Genomic DNA, 20,738 nt, shown 5'->3' with positions numbered 1-20,738 from the left:
TGGATGGTTACCCAAGGCCACCGTCGGAAAACCGGACGTTCTCGTCGCGAATTCGGCGCCGCATGTTTACTCCATCCGCGGGTAGCGCGGAGGTGGAGTGTTGGTGAGGATTGTTGAGGAGTTCCCATGTCTATCACGGTCACCGGGGCCACCGGTCACCTCGGGCGCCTTATCGTGGAGTCGTTGCTGCGCCGAGGCGTCCCGTCCGATCAGATCACCGCGCTCGGGCGAAATGTCGCCAAGGCCACCGACCTGAGTGATCGAGGCGTCGCTGTCGTACCCGTGGAGTATGACGACGTCGAGTCGCTGCGCCGGGCGTTCGCCGATACCGACGCGCTGATGTTCGTCTCCGGCAGTGAAACTGGCAAACGCGTGCGGCAGCACCGCAACGTCGTCAGCGCGGCGAAGGAGGTTGGTGTCGGGCTGATCGCGTACACCAGCATTTCCAACGCCGACAGCTCGACGATGATGCTCGCCGCCGAGCACGAGGCCACCGAGCACGACATCACCAATTCCGGGCTGCCGCACATCTTCCTGCGCAACAGCTGGTACCTCGAGAACTACACCTCCCAGCTGCCGACCTACCTGGAGCATGGGATCACCGGTGCGGCCGGCGACGGCAAGGTCAGTGCCGCAACGCGCGCTGACTTCGCCGAGGCCGCCGCGGCGGCGCTCACCACCGGCAGTCACGCGAATCAGGTGTACGAGCTGGGCGGCCCGCCGTTCACGATGACGGAACTCGCCGCCGAGATATCGCGGCAGACCGGAAAGCGGATCACCTACACCGATCTGCCGGTCGACAAATACATCGAGTTTCTCGTCGCCGCGGGGACGCCCCAGTCCGCCGCCGAACTCATCGCCGATGGCGACCGCGGCGTCGCCCGAGGCTACCTCCATGTGGAGGGGAACGACCTCGAACGGCTCATCGGACGCCCGCCCACGTCGTTCGCCGACGCCAGCCGCGCCGCCCTGTGACTCGCCGCGAGCGGCACGGCGTGCTAGGGCAGGGCCACCTGGATGCGCCCGCCGATCTCGCGGGTCCGCAGCAGCGGCTGGTCGGTGGCGGCCGGGCCGTGCACGACCACGCCGTCGGCGAGCCGGAAGGTGCTGCCGTGCCAGGGGCATACCAGGCAGTCAGCGCCGTCCACATTGACCAGCTCGCCCTCGGCGAGCGGGCCGGTCTGGTGGCCGCAGTGTCCGATCATCGCGGTCACCGCGCCGTCGGTACGCGTGACAAGCACCGGCACGTCGCCGATCCGGGCACTCAACGGCTGTCCGTCGGCGAGTGCCTCCTGCGCGCACACGTCCTGCCAGCCTTCGGGAATCTGGCGCAGGAACGTCTCGGCCTGGTTCACAGCGGCTGCCTGCCGGTAGCTCAGGTGGCCGCCGAGGTAGGCGCCGACGCTGGCGGTGGTCAGCCCGGCGTAGGCCAACCGCCGCCCGAGCCGGTGGTTGCCGGTGAGCCGGGCCATCAGGGAGCCGGTGTAGAGGCCGACCGCGATCAGGTTCGCGGAGGCGTGGACGAGCCCGATCCGGCGCTGCTCACGGGAGAGGGACGCCCAGTCGTTGAGGCCCGCGACCGCGGCCGGCAGGGCACCGGCGGTACCGATGCCCGTGAGCACGGTCGCGGGGCCGTTGCCACCAGGAACGGCATCGACCACGGCGGCGCTCAGCCACGCGCCCACGGGTAACTGCACGAGGGCAGGATGCAACGGATGTCCCAGCCACACGCCGTGCAGGGCATCGCGTATCCGCCCGCGCAGCACGGCCTGCACGCCGCGCTGCAACGGATCGCCGATTCGGTCCAGCCGCTCGGCCATCTCCAGCCGGTCCAGCATCATCCGCAACGCCATGCGGGCTGTGTTCCCCGCGCTGCCTCGTGCAAACGAGCGGTTCCACGAAGTCCTCCGCCGCAGTCGCCAGGCAGCGTCCGCGACGTGTGTGATGTTTGTCGATTGAGCAGGTGGGGCAATCGAACCGCAGGGCAGGTACTCATTTTTGGGGGATGTGATGCGCGGCGCCCGGCTGCTGGCTCTCGTCGTCGTGGTCGTGTTGGTGAGCCCGGCGGTCGCCTGCTCCACCGACAACGCCGCGGGTCCCGCCACCTCGGCTGTCCCCTCGACGCCGGCGCCCACCACATCAGCGGCTGCGACAGCGTCGCCGTCGGCGACCGCGCAGCGGGTGATCGACTCGTCGGCCCTGCTCCAACCGGCGGACCTGGGCGACTCACCGCTGGAGCCGTTGCCGGAGGGCCAGAGTGCGCACCTACGGCCGGCGCGGCCGTGCGAGGCGCGGTATCCCAGCGACGCCACCCGGACCGCGGCCGTCGCGATGCGCGCGCAGGTCAGCCCGGGAGCGGGCCAGACCCCGTCGATAGTGATCCAGTACGTCGGTCTGCATCCCGGCCACGCGGCCGATGCCTTCGCCGACATCGCCGCGGCCGTGGAACGCTGTCCGGGCGGCCTCCAGCGCGGACAGCGGGAATGGCGGACGGTGGGCACCGGTGTCGCCGGTGACGAGTCGATGCTCCTGCGGATATCCGAACGGTTCGACTACGGTGACGCCAACGTGGTCACCACCGTCCCGGTCGCGGTGGCCCGCGTGGGCGACCACATCACCGTCGTGGCCAACCTTGGCTGGGAATCCGCCAGCGGCGACGAACAGTACGTCCGGGAACTAGTCGCCACGGCGGTCGATCGCCTGCGCGCGAACGCCTGACCGCTCGTTCGACAGCCACGCGAAGGGTGGCACCAATGCGCCCGTTCACCGCCGCCGGGCCGGCCGTTCCTGGGATCGTCGGTACGGCTGGCCGGTGTCGAGCTGGTAGGAGCGGGCGTTGGGCAAGGAGCGGGACGGTGCGGGCCAGGTCCGGCCGACGACGTCCCTGAGCCCGTCCGCCGAGTTCCCTCCCCTGTCGGCGCAGGACATCGAGACGCTGCGCCGGCTCGGTGAGCAGTGGCGGGTCGAGAAGCCGGCGCGGGCGCTGCCGGTGGATCCCGAGCTTCGCCCGTCCAGGCCGGGCGCTGCCCGCGCCCGGGGGCCGGACGAGGCGTTCCGGCCGGACCAACCTGGTGAGCTCACCGCGACGCCGGCGGCGGAGCGGCCGGACACGTCCCGGGGCCGGTTTGCTCTCCGGGTGCGTCGCGTGCTGCTCGGGCCGCCCCTGTCCAGCATGTCAATGCTGCGGGAACGGATGCGCAAGCTGATCGCGCTGCCGGTCCTCTCGTCCGACCTGCTGTCGTCGGTGGCGTACGGGCCGGAGGCGTTGCTGACGATCCTGGTCCTCGCCGGCAGTGCGGCCCTCGGGCTCTCCTTGCCGATCGCCGCGGCGCTGGTGGTGTTGATGCTGGCGGTCGGCGCTTCGTACCGGCAGACCGTGCGCGCCTACCCGCACGGCGCCGGCTCCTACCTGGTGGCCAGCGACAGCATCGGTCCCCGGGCCGGGCTGACCGCGGCGGTCGGTCTCATCCTCGACTACGTCCTGACCGTGTCCGTGTCGGTGGCGGCGGGAATCGCCGCGATCACGTCGGCCCTGCCGGCGCTGAATCCGCTGTCCGTACCGCTGTCTTTGGCGGTCATCGCCGCCCTGCTCGCCGGCAACCTGCGTGGGATCCGCGTCGCCGGAAACATCTTCGCCGCCCCCACCTACCTGTTCCTGGTCGCGATCGGGGGGATGACCCTTTTCGGGCTCGGGCAGGCCGTGGCGCGCGGATTCACAGTGATCCCGCCACCGCCGGTGCCCGCGACAGAGGCGATCAGCGTGCTGCTGATCGCGCGCGCCTTCGCCTCCGGCGCCACCTCGATGACCGGCATCGAGGCGGTGTCCAACGCCATACCGGCCCTCCGCCCCGTCGAGTGGCGCAACGCCCGCACGCTGCTCACCTGGATGATCAGCATCCTGATCCTCCTCTTCGTGGGCCTGATGCTCCTGACCCACCTCAACGGCCTGGTCCCGCGAGCGAACGAGACCCTGCTCTCCCAGCTCGCCCACCGCACCTTCCCCCACGGGCCGTGGTACCCGATCATCCAGGCCGCCACCGCGCTGGTCCTGCTGCTGGCCGCGAACACCGCGTACAACGACCTGCCCCGCCTGCTGTACTACATGGCCCGCGACGCCTACGTCCCACGCCGGTTTCTGCACATGGGCGACCGGCTGGCCCTCACCAACGGCCTGGTGGCCCTCTCGGTGGCCGCCGCCGTGATCCTCACCGCGTTCCGGGGCCGGACGCAGGCGCTGATCCCGCTCTTCGCGGTCGGTGTCTTCCTGGCGTTCACGCTCTCGCAGGTCGGCATGGTGAACCACTGGCGGCGTCACCGCGGGTCGGGCTGGCGGCGCCGGGCCGCGATCAACGCGCTCGGCGCGACGCTCTCGGCGATCGTGCTGGTGACCGCCGCGATCACGAAATTCGCCTCAGGCGCCTGGGTCGTGGTGGTCGCCGTGCCGACGCTGGTGCTGCTGTGCCTGGGCATACGGCGGCACTACGACCGGGTACGGCAGGCCGTGTCCCTGCACCCCACGCCCACACAGTTGACCTCCGCGGAGAGAAGCGAGCGCGAGATGGCACAAGAGTTCCTGCCGCAACGCGTACACCACCTGCTCGTCGTCCCGGTCGCCCGGTTCGACCAGGCGGCCCTGCGCGCCCTCGCCTACGTGGTGTCGCTCGGCCAGCCGGCACTCGCCGTGCACGTCAGCCCAGAAGATCAGGAAGCCGACCGGCTCCGCGACGAATGGACGGCCTGGGGTGACCACGTCCGGCTGGAGACCGTGGTATCGCCGCACCGCGAGATCCTCGAACCTCTGGCGCAGTACATCGCCCAGCTACGTGAGAGGCAGCCCGACATCACGCTCACGGTGGTCATACCGGAGGTGGTGGTCAATCGTCCCTGGCAGAGGTTTCTGCACTCACAGATCGAGCGTCGTCTCCGCAGGGCCCTGCGCCGCCTGCCCGGTGTCGTCGTCACCAGCATGCCCATTCACCTGTCCGAGGTCCATCCGCAGGCCACTCGCTGACGCCCGTTCGAGCCGGCGGCGCATCGCCTCACCGCGACCTCGTATCGTCGGTGAGTCCACTGAGGAGCGCCGTCGTCGCCACACGGCCGCCCAGACGATGTCGGTACTGGGCCGCCGGCGTGCGCATCGGCCGTGCGCCGAGCCGCCGGGCGCGCGCACACAGGTCCACGTCCTCGCCGTGGTGGAGATGCCGCTCGTCGAAACCGTCGAGGCGTCGCCACAGTGCCCGGTCGACGAGCAGGACCCCCGCGGTGAGAACGGGTACGGGCCGCACGTCGCCGCGCCGCCGGTCACCGGCCCCGTCCACCTCGCGACCGCCGTAGAGCCCGGCCGCCGGAAACCTTGTCGCCAGTGCGAGAAGCTCGTCGACGGCTCCGTTTTCGAGATCCACCTCGGGGTGCACCAGCAGCAGGTAGTCGCTGCCGCCGGCCGCGGCGGCCCTGTTCACGGCCGCGGCGAAGCCGAGGTTGCGGTCGTGGCGGACGAGCGCGACGCCGGGATGCGCCGCAGACACGTGGTCGGCGGTCTTGTCCGGGCAGGCGTTGTCGACGACCGTGACAGCCAGGGACGCCCATGCGGACCTCAGGCTCGCGAGGCAGCGGTCGATGGTGGCCCGGCCGCGGTGCGCGACGACGATCGCCTCCACCGTCGGCGGTACACCGGCGGAGGCCGTACCAGCCATGGCGCGAGGACCCTCGGCGCGGTGCCAGCGGGCCGGTCCGGCGAGCCGGCTCGCGGCCGTCACGAACGCGAAGCCGGGCAGGTGCGGCCACAACGCGGGCCGGCTCAGGACGGCACGCAGGTTGCGGCCCGCACCGGCCGACGGTGAACGGGCCAGTTCGGCGTTGCCGTCGCGCCACCGGCGTACCACGCGCACGAGTTCCCAGCCGTTCGGCAGGACGAGAAGGTAGGACCCGTTCGCCGGTACGGTCTGCTCGTCCCGGCTGAACCGCGACCGCACGAACGCGTCGTCGGCGGTCACCGGTGGGAAGTGCGACCAGCGAGCCCGGCCGGCCGGGTTCACCGCGTAGCATCCGGCGCCGATGACCTGTCCGGCGACGGCCGGCAGTTCGGACCACACGGCCCCGAAGTCCCGCGACAGCCGACCGTCGGGACGCACCAGTTGCGGCCGTGGACCGGCCAGCCGCGGTGCCGGTACGCCGTCGAGGGCCTCGGCCAGCGCGCGCAGCGTCCCCGGGGTCAGCACCGTGTCCGCGTCGAGATACACCACCGAACAGCCCCGGCGGTGGACGTCGGCGGCGTTCAGCGCGTGGGCCTTGTCCGCCGTCGCGGTCTCGACGAGGACCACCTCGCGTCCCGGCTGTGATCCGGCCGCGGCGACGGCCCGGACCACGTCGGCGGTGTCGTCGGTGCAACCGTTGGCGACCACCACGATCCGGAGGTCGATCTCGCCCGCGTCGCACAGCAGCGCGCGCAAGCAGGCGCCGACGAGCATCCGCTCGTCGTGGGCCGGCACGACGACGTCGAGCCGGCTCGTCACGCGGGACCGCGCCGGGGCTGATGGTCCAGCACCGCGACCGCGGCGTGCACGGCCACCATCACCAACGCCGGCGACCACGCCGCCGGCCTCATCACCATGCGGCGTACCAAATGTTGGTAGCGGCGGTCGTCGTCGGCGTGCGCGGGCACCTGTGCGAGCGCCCGCAGTTCCCGGTTGCCGCGCCGGTACCGCAGGCGGGCGCGGACCAGGTCTTCGATGCCGTCCGGCGGCAGCACCTCGTAGGTCGACGTGCCAACGACCCTGCGCTCGTGCGGTGCGAAGTGCCAGCGGACCCACTTGTCGTCGGAGTGGATGGCGGGAAGGTCGCCCCAGCGTCCCCGCCCGGCGGCCGAGACCGCGTAGGCGCCGCAGGCCACCGGGGAGAGTTGGACATAGGGCAACCGACTCCATGCCTGGAAGTAGGCCCGCGAGACCGCACTGCGACACGCGGCGAACCGCACTGCCGGCGCGGCGAAGTGCACGCCGGTGCCAGGCTGGAGCACGGCCGCCAGATCGGCCACCGCGTGTGTGGACAACGCGGCGTCCTGGTCCAGATACAGCCGCGGTGCGCGGGGCAGAAACCGATCCGCGGCACTCAGCGCCGCCGCTCGCCCCGGCGCCGTGTGCACGACGGTGCATTCGACACCGACGCCCCGCAACACCGGTGCGAGCAGTTCGGCGACGGCCAGGCTGTCGGGCCGGTCATCGTTCACCGCGACGACCACGGTGAGATCACCGTCGAAACGCTGCGCCGCCAGCGACATCACGCTGCGATGAAGGGTATTGCTGCCGCCATGCGACGGTATGACCACGCCAAACGACGACACAGCAGCTTCCTACTCTCTCGTGGAGCGCTGACAGATGGCTTACCGGTGTGGCACGCGAGTGTGACGTTCGGAAGCCACACGGTACAGACGCGCCGCCGGGAACACTGTCGGCTCGGGGACACCGTCGACGCCGACGAAACGGTTGGACCCGCCCACAACCGACTTCGTCCAAATAGGATGGATCGCCGGCGCTTGACCATGTTTCAGCGGTTCTATCCGCGACATCCGCACGACGCCACTGTGGACGCCGGATGGTCTCAAGCGAGCCGCGTCAGGGCCTTGGACACCTGCTCCGTCCGCCGGCCGAGAGGGCAGTCCAGCTCGATCAGGTTGACGCCGCCAAGCACCTCGAGGCTGTCGTCGTAGACGAGATCCAGCAGGGCATCGTTCATCGCTTTGCGCAGCTCGGCGAAGTCGGCCGGGGGCAGCGACCGCTCGGTGTCGGTCGTTATCGGGATGACGACGAGCAGATCCAGGCTCGTCAGCGCCGAACGGAGCGCCTCCACGTCCGCGTCTGACTCCAGCTCGCCACCTGACGCGCGCAGGTAAGCCACGAAGTCCAGCGGCGTGCGATCGAAGATGGCCTTCGGTGCTGGTCGCCGGAACAGCCGAAGGGAAGCCTTGAACTGCACCATGTATTCACTTGGCGACGGCGGATAGCCGAACTCGTAGCCCTGGTCTTCGAGCAGGACGTACGGCTCCGCGACGCTCACATGGTCAGGATTGCGCGTCGACAGATCCTCGACGAGTGTCGTCTTGCCGATTCCGTGAGTACCGGCCACACCAATACGCACTCGCGTCGCTCCCTCCGTAGCGCGGGTCTCGCACTCGGTAGTGCAGCACGAGGAACGACTCGGCCTGCGACGCGGGCGGCACGATTTCGCTGGACCGGTCGACGGCGCTCAAGCTCTGCCGGCTTTGTCAGGCGTCCTGTGTGGACGCGTCGCCGCGCGCCACATCGAGACCGTCACCAGCCCCGACCGCGGTGCGCAGCTACCGCGTGGCCGGACGTCCCTATCGGCCGCGCATCGCCGCCCAGACCATCCCGACAACCACGACGATCGTCGTGAGTAGACAGCAGGCTAGGGCGAGGTGCCACGGCTTCAGCGCTCCCATGCCACCACCGTAGTGGGTCCGCGGGAGGCATGGCGTCCCGTAGCCTGGTGACGGCCTCTACGTAGACGCCGACAACCGTTTACAGGCGGTCAACCCCGAGCTTGGCCCGCACAGCATGGAACCCTTCTGCTCGTGCTGCACCCATACCTTCAACGGTGTGCGGTTCACGAGGAAGTACCGGCCACACGAGTGATCCCGAGCGCTTCGGCTGGCTGGTGGGACTCTGCCGGGAAGCCTGGATACCTCCGCGGGATCGCGTTACCGACCCGGTCCCGATGATCTCATCGACTACGTTCCGTAGTTTCACGACTGGTGCGCCGGCGGGCGACCGGCCCGAAATATGTTGAGGGTTGTCGATATTGCCGGAACGGACCAGGCGTGCTGGAATGGCTCATATCGCCGCAGCACGGGGGCAACCGTGCTGGGAACGGCCAGCACGGGAGCAACGCAGTGCCGGCAGCGCGCCGCTTTGGCAGACGCTCGCGCGCCGCATCGCCGGGCCACCTCCACGACGACGGGCGCATATCCCCGGGCAGCTATCCCCGCCCGCCGTACGTGTCCCCCGGCACGTGTCCCCGCGACGTCCGACGCGCTCGACGTCTGGCACACCGGGGCGTCCGATGCGGTCTGCCAGCGCACCAGAACCGGCGACGAGGTGAGAAGCGATCATGATTTCCCGGGAGAGTTTCGCGGGGTGGTACCGAAACCGCTTTGTGTGGGTGGCGGTGATCCTGCTGGCGGTGTCGGCCGGCGTGGTCGCACTGGTCAACCCGGCCGGCTCGGAGGCGGAGCCGGCGGATCTGCAAGCACAGGTTCTGACCCGGATGCGTTCCGTGCTCGAAAAGGCGGACCCGGGACAACACAACCACGCCGGACACAATGTCCAGCAGGTGACCACCGAGGAGCAGCCGGCGGTGGTCTGCGGGGTCCGCGTCTACGGCTACGAGCCGGCCGAGGTCACCGCGCTCGCCGACGTGCGGACGGCCTACGGCTTCCACCTCTGCGGGGTCGCCGAGCAGAAGCGCCCCTGGGACGTGGCGGTCAAGCTGGCCGGACCGGTGATCATGGACATGTCCACCGACCCTCCGGGCATCCAGGTGGTCGAGGCGACTGCCGACGTCATGTTCGTCGACCGGCTGCGGGAGATGTTCCCGGAGAAGTACGCGGAGCTGGCGCTCAAGGAGGCGCTGGCCGACTCGGAGATGGCCGACCTGCGCCGCCGGTACGACGCCGCGGCCGGGCTCTGACCACGCTGGGCGGCCGGATGAGGCGGTCGTACCCGCACCCATCCGGCCGCCCTCACGGCCCACCTCTGGCAGCTGCGAACCAGCCGTGATGCCGCGGCTGCGGATCTCGGCGCACAGACCAGGCTCGGCGTAGGCCTTTCGGCGTGCGGCTTGGCCGGACGTCCGCGTCGCGCCTGGTGCGATCGTCGCACTCCCAAACGGCGACGGCGGCGAGCATGAGCGGACGAAGGATCGCCAGCAGTCAATGCTGCCAGCGACCTCGCCATCCGGTGGGGTGATGCACCACTCCGGGCTCCGCACTCGACGGCGACTCCGGTCAACTCGATCCACATCGGACCAAAGATAGATCAGTATTGATATTTAAGTTCATGGATGTAATAGTGGTCGGAAGCGCTCCCATACTGATCCTTAGTGCCGAGGAACGGAGGAGAACAGTGCGTTCCCACCAGCCCGATCAATCCGGCGGACGGTCCCGGTCAGCCGCCCGTCACCCCCTCCGAGTGCTCGTCCTGCTGTTCGCCATGGTGGTCGGCATGCTGCCCTGGACCGGCGCGGCCCAGGCTCACGGCACGATCATCAACCCGGCAAGTCGCGCCTACCAGTGCTGGAAGACCTGGGGCAACCAGCACACAAACCCGGCCATGCAGCAGCAAGACCCCATGTGCTGGCGGGCGTTCCAGGCCAACCCCGACACCATGTGGAACTGGATGAGCGCGCTGCGGGACGGCCTCGCCGGCCAGTACCAGGCCCGTACCCCGGACGGACAGCTGTGCAGCAACGCCCTCTCCAGGAACGACACGCTGAACCAGCCCGGAGCGTGGAAGACGACCACCGTCGGCCGCAGCTTCACGGTTCAGCTGTACGACCAGGCCAGCCACGGTGCTGACTACTTCCGGGTCTATGTCACCAAGCAGGGGTTCAACCCTTCCACACAGCGCCTCGGGTGGGGCAACCTCGACCTGATCACGACGACCGGGCGCTACGCGCCGGCGCAGAACATCTCGTTCAACGTCTCGGTCTCTGGACGCACCGGAAACCACGTCCTCTTCGTGATCTGGAAGGCGTCGCACATGGACCAGACCTACATGTGGTGCAGCGACATCAACATCGCCTGACCAGCGAGACCGACAGCCGCGGCACTACTCCGGCCCAGGACGTCAGCGTCCTGGGCCGGATTGTTCCGCCCAACCGCTGCCCAACGAGCCCGCCCAGACGGCCGCGGATCGTTGGGGCGAACGTTGCTTCACCGCTGTCATGGCGGTGGGCGTCTCTGTGCCGCTCAGTCGCTGACGTGGGCGGTGTTGTCGAGCCAGTGCTGGGCGAGGTCGGTGTCGCCGTCGACGCTGATGTCGGTGGTTTCGCGGCCGGTTAGAGGGAGTCGTCGGGTCAGGATCATCAGCAGCGATCCTGCCGGGCCGGTCACCGTCACGTCGGCCTGCTGGGTTCCGGGCTGCCACCTCGCCCCGTCAGGCCGCCGTTCGACGAACCAAGCGCCCGCGGTGTCGGTGGCCAGCCATTGCAGGGTCTGCCCGGTGCCCCGGATGGCGCGGGCGGACTCGGACCGCCGCGTCTCCCACGTGGGGGAGGTGAGCATCGCGAGGTGGTTGCTGATGAGCGCGGCTGCGATGTCGGCGTCGATGTCGGCCGGTCGGTGCGCCGCGTTGGCCGCGTCAAAGCCGTGGACGACCGTCTCGTTGAGGACGGTGGACATCCAGAATCGCGTCCCAGACCGCTCGTCCCCCGCGGCGTTGAACACCGGCGCGTCGAGCGCGTCATCGGAGCAGGCGTTCGCGACCCGCTGCGCGGACTGCGACAGCCACGCCCGCCACTCGCGGGGGTCTGTGGGGAGTACGGCCATCTCCGTGGGCAACTGCGTGGGGTCGGTGATGCGCCGCTCGATGATCTCCGCCACCCAGTGCTGGGTCTGACCCACATGCTCGACCAGGTCAGTGATGGTCCACTCCGGGGCTGTCGGCACGACGGCGTCAGGTCCGACCGCGGCGGCTGATCCCGCCAAACGCCGGGTGTACTCGACAATCCCTCGCCGGGCGTGTTCCGCGTTCAGCTCGATCACTGGATTGACCTTTCCGTAGGTTCGTTGTGCTGGGTAAGACTCGGCGTGCCGGTCAAACTCATCGGTGAGGTGTGGATCGGCGTGTCAGGCGACTTGCCGATCACCTCCTGATCCGTCGGGGTCGCTCGGCGAGTTGGCCTCAAGGATGCCGGTACTCCCTCCCCCTGACTCGACCCTGGAACTGCCGGTGCCTGTACTGGTCGGCGTCGTGGCTGGCATCTTCGCTGTGACCGATCCGGTTGCAACCCGTTGGACAGCTCGGTGTAGGCGATGCCGGCCTTGGTGGCCTGCCGTTTGGCCCACTCGTGCCCGTTGATCCAGATCTTGCCCGGGTAGGGGAAGTAGGCGCACCTTGATGAACGCCGGACCGAAGGCCTCAAGAAGTAGTAGCAGGTCACCCTGCGGTCGGCCTTGTAGAACGACCACCGCGGAGTGCCGGTGGACGTCTTGCCCTCGGTGGCCGTCCACACCCGCTGGAACTCCTGGCCCACCCCGATCGCGGCCACCCCCGAGCGGCCGGTGACGGCCTGGCGGCGCAGGTGCGGGCTCATGGTGGCGAGCTTGTCGTCGTCCTTGCCGAACTTGATCCATGGGATGTCGTTGGCCTCGGCGTAGGCCGCCACCGCCTGCCGGAACCGTTGCCCGATCTTGTTGAACAGCACAGGCGACGGGAACGGGTAGCCCAGGTGCCCGGACAGGAACGCCACCACCTGCGCACTGGTCTGCAACTTCAGCACGTACGCGTTGAGGTAGATCCGGTCCAGGCACTGGATATCCAGCGCAACATGACCGTCCAGGACATCGTTGACCGTCACCACACGCGTGCCCATGACCGCCCGCCCATCACAACCACGGTTATGAATGCGAGGATGCAACCACCGCGACGGGAAAGGCCAGGCCAGTCACCCGACTGGGCGGTCCGAGGCGAAGCCTCACTGGAACTGCCGTCCCCAACTGTGGAACGTGGGCGTGCCCCCCGAATGAGGATCTGGAGTGCGCGCGCGTCAAGGCGATAGCGTGCGGCGAGGCGCCCGGCGCGGATCAGCCTCGCCGCCCCATACCACGTAAGGGTTTCCCCTCATGACATCGCTCAACTCGTATGCGTCGTTTCGCCCGATCCGACACGGGGCGCGGCCCCCCGTCCGCGACCTCCGGGGTCACCTTTCGGTGGCGTCCCGGCGGCTACCGCCAGCACCGAGATCTCTCAGGCTCGCACCGACCCCGAAGGCCGTGCAGCCGGCTCGCCGCCCGACCGCAGCAGTCCCGTCGCCGCGCCGGGCGCTTTGGCCCGCGGCGGTATTCACCGCGCGGGCGCCGCTGGATTTCGGTCGGCGGTTCGGACCCTTTCTCCCGAGGCCACCGAGGCCTGAATCCCATTCAACCAATAGCGGATCTGGCAGCGAGACCAGGAGCGGATCATGGCACTCTCGGGTGAGTACACCTACTTCTCCGATGGTACGGCGCGTCTTGACCTGTCCGATGGTTCCTCGACCATCTTCAGCGGCAGCGGCGAAGACACCGTCATCCTGTCATCGACCGATCCCGACGGCACGGTCTACACGGAATTCGACGCAGAGAACCGGCCGGGCCATGTGCAGTTTCCCGACGGAAACTCAGGCGACTACACCTACCACGCCGACGGCACAACACGTCTCGACCTCTCCGATGGTTCCTCGACCATCTTCAGCGGCAGCGGCGAAGGCACCGTCATCCTGTCGTCAACCGATCCCGACGGCACGGTGTATTCGGAGTTCAATGATCTCATGAGGCCGACCCATGTGGAGTTCGCCGAGATGTAGGCGCTGGGTGACCGCGATAGTCCCATCGAGGCTAATTAGGGACGCCAGCGCCGCGGCGCCGGCCAGCCGCCAGGCCCCGGGCCGACCCCGGCCAGGGTGTTCCGCATTAGCCGTGTGCATGGCGAGACAGTAGACCGCGCACCGCCGCACGATCCTGAGTCGAAAGGCCCAGCCGTGGCCCAGGGCACTGGAACCTGGGCCCGCTGGCGGCGCCTTCTGGGTCTTTCGCTTCATTCGCCACAGAGCCGGGCGCGGTTAGCGTACCGGCGACACTACGATCCTTGATCCCTTGTGGAGGCTCGATGCTCACCCGAGTCCTACCTCCGTCCGGCCCAAGGCGTCGCCAGCGCCTGCGGTACTCCATTGTGGCGGCGATCGTCGCTCTGACCGCCGCGGTGACGTCGTGGACCGCGATCGGGCCACTTCGACTGGCTGGTGCCGAGGAAACCCCACTGTCCCAAGGCAAACCGGCCAGCGCGTCCTCTGTAGAGGGCGCATCCTGGTCCGCCGCGCGTGCGGTCGACGGTGACGACCGGACCCGTTGGTCCAGCGCGTTCCAGGACGCGCAGTGGCTACGTGTCGACCTCGGTGCGCAGGCGCGCGTCGACCGCGTCGTGCTGCGTTGGGAGCGCGCCTACGCCACGGCGTTCGAGATCCAGGTGTCGCCGGAGGGAGCCACCTGGAACTCGGTCTACCGCACCACCGCGGGCACCGGCGGCGAGCAGGAGCTGGACGTCAGCGGTGAGGGCCGGTTCGTGCGGGTGCACGGAACGAAGCGGGCCACCGGGTACGGGTTCTCGCTCTGGGAGTTCCAGGTGTACGGGACGCGGCTCGAACCCGCCCCGACGGCCGGGCCGACCTCGACGCCCGGGACCAGTCCCTCCACAGAGCCGTCCACGCTCCCCAAGCCGAGCCCGAGCATGTCGCACCCGGGGCATGGGTCCGGCGAGGGCGGCGGGTACGTGATGGCCGATCAGCCGGTGACCGGGGTGGTGCCGTCGACGGCGAGGCCGCCGCGGAAGGAACACCGGGAGTTCCAGGCCAACTGCGCGCCGAGCCACCGCTTGCCGGACGACCCGATCGTCTTCCCGAACCGAGCGGGTGCCTCGCACGACCACACGTTCATGGGTAACACGACGACGAATGCGGCGAGCACCACGGCATCGCTCCTGGACGGAAACACGATGTGCGTGGTGCCAGGCGACAAGTCGGGGTACTGGATGCCGACCGTCTACAACGGAGACACGCCCGTGCTGCCCGACGGCCCGCAGGTGATCTACTACAAAAGCGGCGTGCGTGACTACACGAGTGTGCGCCCGTTCCCGGTCGGTCTGCGCTTTCTCGTCGGCAGCCCGACCACCACGGCGGCGCAGTTCGAGTCCTCACCCGCCTACCAGAAAGGCTGGGAGTGCGGCGACAGCTACGAGAACGTCGACTTCCCCGCCAGCTGCCCGGCGGGTACCCAGCTGAACATCCGGATGCAGGCGCCGAGCTGCTGGGACGGCCTGCACCTGGACACCCCCGACCACAAGAGTCACATCGTGTACCCGGTCGACGAGGTCTGCCCGGTGGACCATCCGGTGGCGGTACCGATGATCGAGTTCAAGATGGCCTTTCCGGTCAGCGGGGACATGTCGAAGGTCCGGCTCTCCAGCGGGCGCGGCTACTCCTTCCACTACGACTTCTACAATGCCTGGGACATCCCGACCCTGACCGCGCTGGTGAAGCACTGCGTCAACGCCGGCCGGCAGTGCGACGCCCGGGGGTACGACCAGTTCGACCCCAGCGCCGGCGCCGCTCTCGACGAGCACTACCAGGTAGCCGGCAGCCGCGAGATCCTGGACCGGACCGGCTGGACCGCCACCGCGTCGCGCACCGGGGACAGCCCCGCCAAGATGCTCGACGGCGACCGGAACTCTCGCTGGACGACGGGGGCGCCGATGACCGACGGCCAGTCCGTAACCGTGGACATGCGCGGCGTCCACCCGGTCAGCGGCCTATCACTGCTCTCCACCGGGAGCGACTACGCCCGCGGCTACGAGGTGTTCCTCTCCACCGACGGCAACACATGGACCGGTCCAGTCGCCGACGGAAAGGGCTTCGCGACGCAGATCCTGGCGACGTTCGCGCAGCGCGACGCCCGATACATCAAGGTGGTGCAGACAGGTTCGGCGAGCAGTTGGTGGTCGGTGGCCGAGCTGACCGTGTACTCGGGATAGCGCCGGTCGTGTCGGGAGGCGCCCGCTCCGCCGTCCACACGCGGTCGGCGGGGCTGGCGCCGCGTTCAGCCGGCGGGCGTCGTCTGCTGCTGGCCCGACCAACGCAGGACCGCCTCAGTGCGGTTGGTGGCCTGGAGCTTGGTGAAGATGTGGTGGAGGTGATTCTTCACCGCCAGGCGATCCGATCCACTGGGCCTGGGCGGACGGGGCCTGCTGCGCAGCACACTGCTGCACGTGCTGCGCAGGTCGCGCGGGCTGCAGGGCGCCCCGATCCCGGACCAGGCGCTGGCGGCCTACCAGCGTATAGAGGCGGCCCGGCGCGACGCTCAACCCTGGCCGCCTCGCGAACCGCGATCGCGGCTGTCAGCGGGTCCGTCGGAAAACTCACCCTGCCGTACTTGAACGATGAACCCTCGCTGACCGTCTCACGAAGGCTCGAGACGAGCGCGAGTTCGCCAGAGAGGACAACCGTGGCACAATCCCGCGCCAGCCACCACACCCGCCAACTCGGCGGCGAGCACGCCGCAGATCCGGCCCGCCGAGGGCATACCCCGCTGAGCACACGCGAACTGGAAGTGCTGCACCTCATGGCCGAAGGCTTGTCCATCGATGAGATCGCCTCAGCCCTGGAGATAAGTCAGGAAACCGTCAAGACATATCTGTCGCGCATCCTCGCCAAACTCAAGCTGCGTGACCGTCTACAGGCAGTGATGTACGCCTACCGCGAGGGCATGCTGACCTGAGGGCTCCGCAGGCGACATTCCGGTCCCGTTCGCGGTCGCTTGAACTGCAGATGATGCGTGGAGCGGCTGTCGGCCATTCTTCCAATCTCATGGTGCTGGAATCTCCTGTCCCGATGTTGAAATCCCGCCGGTGTGGTCCGTCTCTTGACACCTCCGGATCGGTGGTTGCAGTTTAGATGTCGCGCGTAATGGTGGGGCTGGGTGGCGTGCCTGAACGAGTGCAGGCATAGATCCAGTGATCATGAAGGTTGCTGACGCTTCGTGATCATGGGAGGTTCTGTGCCTGCCATCCCAGCATCGCTGATCGAGCCGTTGTGGGTCTCGCCGCGCTGCTCCCGAGCGGCCCGTGTGCCAGCCGGCGCATCCGTTGGGTTGTCACCGTAGGCGATCGTCGGGACAAGTGGATTCACCCGCTCCGTCACCACGGTATATGAGACAGGCCCGTTCGTTTGACACACCCGCAGAAGGCAGACGAGCGTGGCTGCACGAAGGCTCCCGGGTTCCGCGACGGAGCGGATTCCGCGATCAGGAAATCAGGCTCTGTTGCGATCGTTTCCGGACTACCTCGGGCGCGGCGGCCGCGTTTGCGATCCATCCGATGACGCGGTCGCTTGGTCGGTCGTCACTAAACAGCTCGATCTCGCGGAGCCCGGTCGGGCTTGTCACGTTGACCTCCGTGAGTCGCCCGCCGATCACGTCGATCCCGACCAGCGCCAGGCCGAGACGCCTGAGCACCGGGCGCAGCCGACGGCAGATCTCCAGGTCGGATGCGTCAAGCACCGTCTCCTCCGAGACGGCCCCGACGGCCAGGTTGCATCGAAAATCCGGATGTGACGCCCGGCGGTTGATGGCTCCGATCGGCTCGCCGTCGAGCAAGAAGATGCGTTTGTCTCCCTCCGCCACTGCGGCGAGGTACTCCTGGAAGACAACCTGGCGTGTTCCACGCCGGGTCACGAGGTCAATGAGCGCTGTCACGCCCGGATCGTGCTTGCGCAGCATGACCACACCGCGCCCGCCCATCTCCTCCAACGGCTTGGCCACCCCCGGGTCCCATCGTTCGAGCGCCTCCCGAATGTCGTGGGCGTGGGCGGTGACGATGGTTTCGGGGGCGAGGTCGGGCACGGCGAGCGACAGCAGCTTCTCGTTCGCCTCGCGCAGGCCGCGCGGGTCGTTGACCACCAGCGCCCCCTCGCGGACTGCGGCGTCGAGCACGAACGTCGTCCGCAGGTAGTCGCTGTTCACGGGAGGATCGACGCGCATAAGTACTGCATCGCCGGCACTCAGATCGATTCGCTCCTGCTCGCCGGCCCGCCACCAGTCCACCGGTGCCGTCCAACGACCCTGCTGCCGCTCCGCTGGGACGATCCGGACCGGTTGCGCCCACGCTGCCACCCCCTTGCGTGCGATGGTCAGGTCGGCGGCGCCGGCCACCCACACGTCCATCCCCAGCCGCTGCGCCGCCTCCATCAGGGCGACGCTCGTATCGTGACCGGGGAGAAGACCTGCAAGTGGGTCTACAACAAACAGGAACCGCATCACACGGTCCCAAGGACGTCGAGGGCCTGCACGTCGGTGTTGGCCTCGAGTCCGCGATGCGATCTCTCGACGCCGAGGCCATAGTGGTCGAGCCCTACGAACGGTAGATCGGGCCCCATACCCGGGTGTCGGTGCACCCACGCGGCGCCGCGGCGCGGGCGGTTCGCGGCGGCGATGGCCACGCCCGCCCGGTCCCCCGAAACCGACGCACCGAGGGCGTGATCGGTGGCGTTGATCCGCTCGGCCGACAAGGGCCGGGGCGTGGGGGCAATCGGCGCGGGGCGGATGTCGGCTACAACGTACTCGACATCAGGATGCCCGTCGCGCCAGCTCGTCATCGTCGCATGCGGGTCGCCCGCCGAAACGGAACTGTTGTGCGCCAGCGTCGATCGGTCTGCGCGGCCTTGGTTGGCGGCTTGCGTCATCGCGACCAGCTTGTCCGCCGTGGCGGCCATCGGCTTGGCGCCGCGGATAAACGCCCTGCCCGCCGTCGTCATGTTGACGTCCACGCGTGACCGCTCGGAGCCCGGCATATCAATGGATCCCCCAGTTTCAGGTATTGCGACTACTGAGCGCCGATCACTCAATGTCGAGCGGCGCACGCCGGATAGAGGCTGCCGTAATCCCCCGCCGTGATGGCGCAACGATGCGGCGAATTACGAGCGGCATGCCGTCGCCCCTGCGTAGCAGGATCTAATTGCTAGTTCTTAAAGCGTGCCGGCAGGGTGGTCAACATCTTTTTGCTCGCATCGCGTGCCTCCATGTGTTCATACCACGCGGCGACGTTCGGTCGCTGGGGCACATTGAGCCACGTGGTACCTTCCCCCTCGATGTTCGTTGCCATGAAGGCAAACAGAAGAATATCGGCCATCGTGATGTCTTGGCCAGCGATGAAGGTCTTCCCCTCAAGATCCTCGTCAAACTGATTGAGCCCGCGCTCGGCGAGCAGCCTGTTGCTCCGCCTGGCCTCCGGTTGGAGAATGCGGTGGCCGCGATAGGCGTTCTCGGCAGCTTCGCTGCCGCGCCAATGATTCACGAAAGGAAGAACTACCTCCAGGTAAGCCCGCCGAGTCCACATGTGGATCATCGCTCGCTCCTCAGGTGTTTCTCCGAAGAGCCTGCGGCCGCTTTTTGCAATTTCATCGAAATAGCCGCAGATCGCCGTTATTTCGGTAATTATACTTCCGTCGTCGAGGCGAAGTGCTGGCACTTCACCTCGGGCATTTACGGTATCCAGGTAGGGGCGCTTCCGGTTCTCGAGGCCCACGAGGTCGATCGACACAACATCGAACTCGAGACCCCCGCGTTCATGGGCGAATAGCCGCACGGTCGTCGGGTTTGGTCCTGGCGCATTAGCATCGTAGAAAATCATGGGACTTCTCCTCTCAAAGATTGCTCTGTCACGCGCCTTGCCAGCGAGACACGTGGCCTGGCGACTTTACGTCCAGCCGGGCGCGACACCTCCCGGACACCATGTCGGGCTCGGCACTCCGCGCCATGCGCACACGTCCGCTTATGTTCTAGTTCCACAACGCGGTCGGAAGCTGGCAGCACGCCCGGACTGATGGACAGGGCGGGGCCCCGCACGCCGACGGTGGCGGTCTCGCGGGTCGCTTCGTTCGAACGAGTCACCTCTCGCTGGGACACCTTCGCTGATGCCGTCCGACCTGTATAGGGGCACGGCTGCGGCTTGGGATAAGCTCAAAGCGGATCACTGTTCCGGACGATACGGAACAGTGATCCGCTTTGTCAACTCGCCTTGGAGGAACTCGGTGTCAACGACGAACCAGTCTGGGGAGGTACCGGCCCGACGAATGCGGGCCGACGTGCAACGCAACCAGCGGGCGCTACTCGCCGCGGCGGCTGCGGCGTTCGTCACCTCCGGCGTCGATGCGCCGATCCGTGATATCGCGGCCAGGGCCGGTGTCGGGATCGGGACGATCTATCGCCACTTTCCGACCCGGGCCGATCTTGTCGTAGCCGTCTACCGCCACCAGGTGGAGGCCTGTGCCGAGGCCGGCCCCGCCCTGCTGGCCAGCGCCGACTCTCCGCTCGCGGCATTACGCGAGTGGGTTGGCCACCTCGTTGACTTCCTGGTGACGAAGCACGGGCTCGCCAACGCGCTACGGCCGTCCAGCAGCGGCTACGAAGCGCTGCACGCCTACTTCCTCGATCGCCTGGTGCCCGTGTGCGCGCAACTGCTCGACGCTGCCACCGATGCCGGCGAGATCAGACCCGGTTGGCGCGCCTATGAGCTGATGCGCGGCCTCGGCAACCTCTGCATCGGACGCGACAGCGATCCAAACTACGACCCTCTCCGATTGATCGAGTTGCTCCTGCGCGGCTTAGAGCAGCCGAGACCGACCTGATCTTGGGGTAGCGGCAGACGTCACCGAGGTGAGTAGTACCTACCACCGGCCAAGTGAGGACGACCGCGGTCACCCAGGACAGGCGGCCCGCGTCGGGCGAGGCGACGATCGCGGCGAGTTCGGCCGCTGGGCGGAAACTCACGAGCACGACATCCGCAACCCACGCCCCGTTACGACGCCGACGGCAAAGCTTGCTGATACTGGCATCAACCGCTGCGTCCGAAACGGCGTCGGGCGTATTTGACCTCGGCGTCACGGCACCTGGCCAGGCGGGCTCGCCCGACGGCGCCCACGAC

The 20,738-nt window shown here is 68.2% G+C and carries 18 protein-coding genes; 9 read left to right on the top strand and 9 right to left on the bottom strand.

The window, feature by feature from the left end; all coding sequences use genetic code 11:
- Positions 1-126: 126 nt before the first annotated feature.
- Positions 127-975 (top strand): SDR family oxidoreductase, encoded by an 849-nt coding sequence (locus ACFFIA_RS32595; protein ID WP_377258387.1) that lies wholly within the window; start codon positions 127-129, stop codon positions 973-975.
- 23 nt (positions 976-998) lie between these two features.
- Here the strand turns inward: ACFFIA_RS32595 and ACFFIA_RS32590 are convergent, their stop codons facing one another.
- Positions 999-1,853 carry a Rieske (2Fe-2S) protein gene (locus ACFFIA_RS32590; protein ID WP_377258385.1) on the bottom strand — a complete coding sequence of 285 codons (855 nt, stop codon included), beginning with the start codon at positions 1,851-1,853 and terminating at the stop codon, positions 999-1,001.
- A 157-nt stretch (positions 1,854-2,010) separates the two neighbouring features.
- Here ACFFIA_RS32590 and ACFFIA_RS32585 point away from each other — a divergent pair, with 157 nt between their 5' ends.
- A complete protein-coding gene (locus tag ACFFIA_RS32585; RefSeq protein WP_377258383.1) occupies positions 2,011-2,718 on the top strand; it encodes a hypothetical protein in 708 nt (235 codons plus the stop codon).
- Between the two features lie 118 nt (positions 2,719-2,836).
- Positions 2,837-5,011, top strand: coding sequence for an APC family permease (locus ACFFIA_RS32580; protein ID WP_377258380.1), 2,175 nt, complete (start codon positions 2,837-2,839; stop codon positions 5,009-5,011).
- Positions 5,012-5,039: 28 nt separating this feature from the next.
- Here ACFFIA_RS32580 and ACFFIA_RS32575 read toward each other — a convergent pair whose 3' ends face one another.
- The 3 genes from ACFFIA_RS32575 to ACFFIA_RS32565 all read right to left on the bottom strand — a co-directional run bounded on the left by ACFFIA_RS32575 (position 5,040) and on the right by ACFFIA_RS32565 (position 8,133).
- Entirely contained in the window at positions 5,040-6,512 is a 1,473-nt protein-coding gene (locus ACFFIA_RS32575) for a glycosyltransferase (RefSeq protein WP_377258378.1), read from the bottom strand.
- The gene (locus ACFFIA_RS32570; RefSeq protein ID WP_377258375.1) at positions 6,509-7,279 is read right to left on the bottom strand and encodes a hypothetical protein; all 771 of its coding nucleotides are present in this window, start codon (positions 7,277-7,279) and stop codon (positions 6,509-6,511) included. Before ACFFIA_RS32570 ends, ACFFIA_RS32575 begins: the two co-directional genes overlap by 4 nt.
- 317 nt (positions 7,280-7,596) lie before the next feature.
- Positions 7,597-8,133: an AAA family ATPase gene (locus ACFFIA_RS32565; protein WP_377258372.1), complete on the bottom strand. Its 537-nt coding sequence runs from the start codon at positions 8,131-8,133 to the stop codon at positions 7,597-7,599.
- 990 nt (positions 8,134-9,123) lie between these two features.
- Here ACFFIA_RS32565 and ACFFIA_RS32560 point away from each other — a divergent pair.
- Positions 9,124-9,702 (top strand): hypothetical protein, encoded by a 579-nt coding sequence (locus tag ACFFIA_RS32560; protein WP_377258369.1) that lies wholly within the window; start codon positions 9,124-9,126, stop codon positions 9,700-9,702.
- A gap of 500 nt (positions 9,703-10,202) precedes the next feature.
- On the top strand, positions 10,203-10,817 hold the full coding sequence (locus ACFFIA_RS32555) for a lytic polysaccharide monooxygenase auxiliary activity family 9 protein (RefSeq protein ID WP_377258366.1): 615 nt from the start codon (positions 10,203-10,205) through the stop codon (positions 10,815-10,817).
- A 164-nt stretch (positions 10,818-10,981) separates the two neighbouring features.
- On the opposite strand, the gene ACFFIA_RS32550 is transcribed toward ACFFIA_RS32555, so the two are convergent.
- Both ACFFIA_RS32550 and ACFFIA_RS32545 read right to left on the bottom strand, forming a co-directional pair.
- Positions 10,982-11,776 carry a maleylpyruvate isomerase family mycothiol-dependent enzyme gene (locus tag ACFFIA_RS32550; RefSeq protein WP_377258364.1) on the bottom strand — a complete coding sequence of 265 codons (795 nt, stop codon included), beginning with the start codon at positions 11,774-11,776 and terminating at the stop codon, positions 10,982-10,984.
- Positions 11,773-12,606, bottom strand: a complete 834-nt coding sequence (locus tag ACFFIA_RS32545) for a hypothetical protein (RefSeq protein WP_377258362.1) — start codon at positions 12,604-12,606, stop codon at positions 11,773-11,775. The genes ACFFIA_RS32550 and ACFFIA_RS32545 overlap by 4 nt, the downstream gene beginning before the upstream one ends.
- A 588-nt stretch (positions 12,607-13,194) precedes the next feature.
- Between ACFFIA_RS32545 and ACFFIA_RS32540 the strand changes: the two genes are divergently transcribed.
- The 3 genes from ACFFIA_RS32540 (at position 13,195) to ACFFIA_RS32530 (ending at position 16,537) form a co-directional block, all read left to right on the top strand.
- Positions 13,195-13,575, top strand: coding sequence for a hypothetical protein (locus ACFFIA_RS32540; protein ID WP_377258359.1), 381 nt, complete (start codon positions 13,195-13,197; stop codon positions 13,573-13,575).
- Between the two features lie 302 nt (positions 13,576-13,877).
- Positions 13,878-15,794 carry a DUF1996 domain-containing protein gene (locus tag ACFFIA_RS32535; RefSeq protein ID WP_377258356.1) on the top strand — a complete coding sequence of 639 codons (1,917 nt, stop codon included), beginning with the start codon at positions 13,878-13,880 and terminating at the stop codon, positions 15,792-15,794.
- Positions 15,795-16,192: 398 nt separating this feature from the next.
- Entirely contained in the window at positions 16,193-16,537 is a 345-nt protein-coding gene (locus tag ACFFIA_RS32530) for a response regulator transcription factor (protein WP_377258353.1), read from the top strand.
- A 525-nt stretch (positions 16,538-17,062) separates the two neighbouring features.
- Here ACFFIA_RS32530 and gshB read toward each other — a convergent pair.
- The 3 genes from gshB to ACFFIA_RS32515 form a co-directional block, all read right to left on the bottom strand.
- Positions 17,063-18,073 (bottom strand): glutathione synthase, encoded by a 1,011-nt coding sequence (gshB, locus tag ACFFIA_RS32525; protein WP_377258350.1) that lies wholly within the window; start codon positions 18,071-18,073, stop codon positions 17,063-17,065.
- Complete coding sequence (locus ACFFIA_RS32520) at positions 18,073-18,582, bottom strand: hypothetical protein (RefSeq protein WP_377258347.1); 510 nt, start codon at positions 18,580-18,582, stop codon at positions 18,073-18,075. Before ACFFIA_RS32520 ends, gshB begins: the two co-directional genes overlap by 1 nt.
- Before the next feature lie 191 nt (positions 18,583-18,773).
- Positions 18,774-19,445: a glutathione S-transferase family protein gene (locus ACFFIA_RS32515; protein WP_377258344.1), complete on the bottom strand. Its 672-nt coding sequence runs from the start codon at positions 19,443-19,445 to the stop codon at positions 18,774-18,776.
- A 442-nt stretch (positions 19,446-19,887) separates the two neighbouring features.
- On the opposite strand from ACFFIA_RS32515, the gene ACFFIA_RS32510 reads away from it, so the two are divergent.
- Positions 19,888-20,442, top strand: coding sequence for a TetR/AcrR family transcriptional regulator (locus ACFFIA_RS32510; protein WP_377258342.1), 555 nt, complete (start codon positions 19,888-19,890; stop codon positions 20,440-20,442).
- Positions 20,443-20,738: the final 296 nt, after the last annotated feature.

The organism is Phytohabitans kaempferiae (genome assembly GCF_042433955.1).
GTDB classification, from domain to species: Bacteria; Actinomycetota; Actinomycetes; order Mycobacteriales; family Micromonosporaceae; genus Phytohabitans; species Phytohabitans kaempferiae.
This window is presented reverse-complemented; position numbering and strand designations above follow the sequence as displayed.

Excerpts from the sequence above, each read along its gene's own strand:
- ACFFIA_RS32595 (WP_377258387.1), top strand. The coding sequence starts at position 127 with ATGTCTATCACGGTCACCGGGGCCACCGGTCACCTCGGGCGCCTTATC.
- ACFFIA_RS32590 (WP_377258385.1), bottom strand. The coding sequence starts at position 1,853 with ATGGCGTTGCGGATGATGCTGGACCGGCTGGAGATGGCCGAGCGGCTG.
- ACFFIA_RS32585 (WP_377258383.1), top strand. The coding sequence starts at position 2,011 with ATGCGCGGCGCCCGGCTGCTGGCTCTCGTCGTCGTGGTCGTGTTGGTG.
- ACFFIA_RS32560 (WP_377258369.1), top strand. The coding sequence starts at position 9,124 with ATGATTTCCCGGGAGAGTTTCGCGGGGTGGTACCGAAACCGCTTTGTG.
- ACFFIA_RS32545 (WP_377258362.1), bottom strand. The coding sequence starts at position 12,606 with ATGGGCACGCGTGTGGTGACGGTCAACGATGTCCTGGACGGTCATGTT.
- ACFFIA_RS32540 (WP_377258359.1), top strand. The coding sequence starts at position 13,195 with ATGGCACTCTCGGGTGAGTACACCTACTTCTCCGATGGTACGGCGCGT.
- ACFFIA_RS32535 (WP_377258356.1), top strand. The coding sequence starts at position 13,878 with ATGCTCACCCGAGTCCTACCTCCGTCCGGCCCAAGGCGTCGCCAGCGC.
- gshB (WP_377258350.1), bottom strand. The coding sequence starts at position 18,073 with ATGCGGTTCCTGTTTGTTGTAGACCCACTTGCAGGTCTTCTCCCCGGT.
- ACFFIA_RS32515 (WP_377258344.1), bottom strand. The coding sequence starts at position 19,445 with ATGATTTTCTACGATGCTAATGCGCCAGGACCAAACCCGACGACCGTG.
- ACFFIA_RS32510 (WP_377258342.1), top strand. The coding sequence starts at position 19,888 with ATGCGGGCCGACGTGCAACGCAACCAGCGGGCGCTACTCGCCGCGGCG.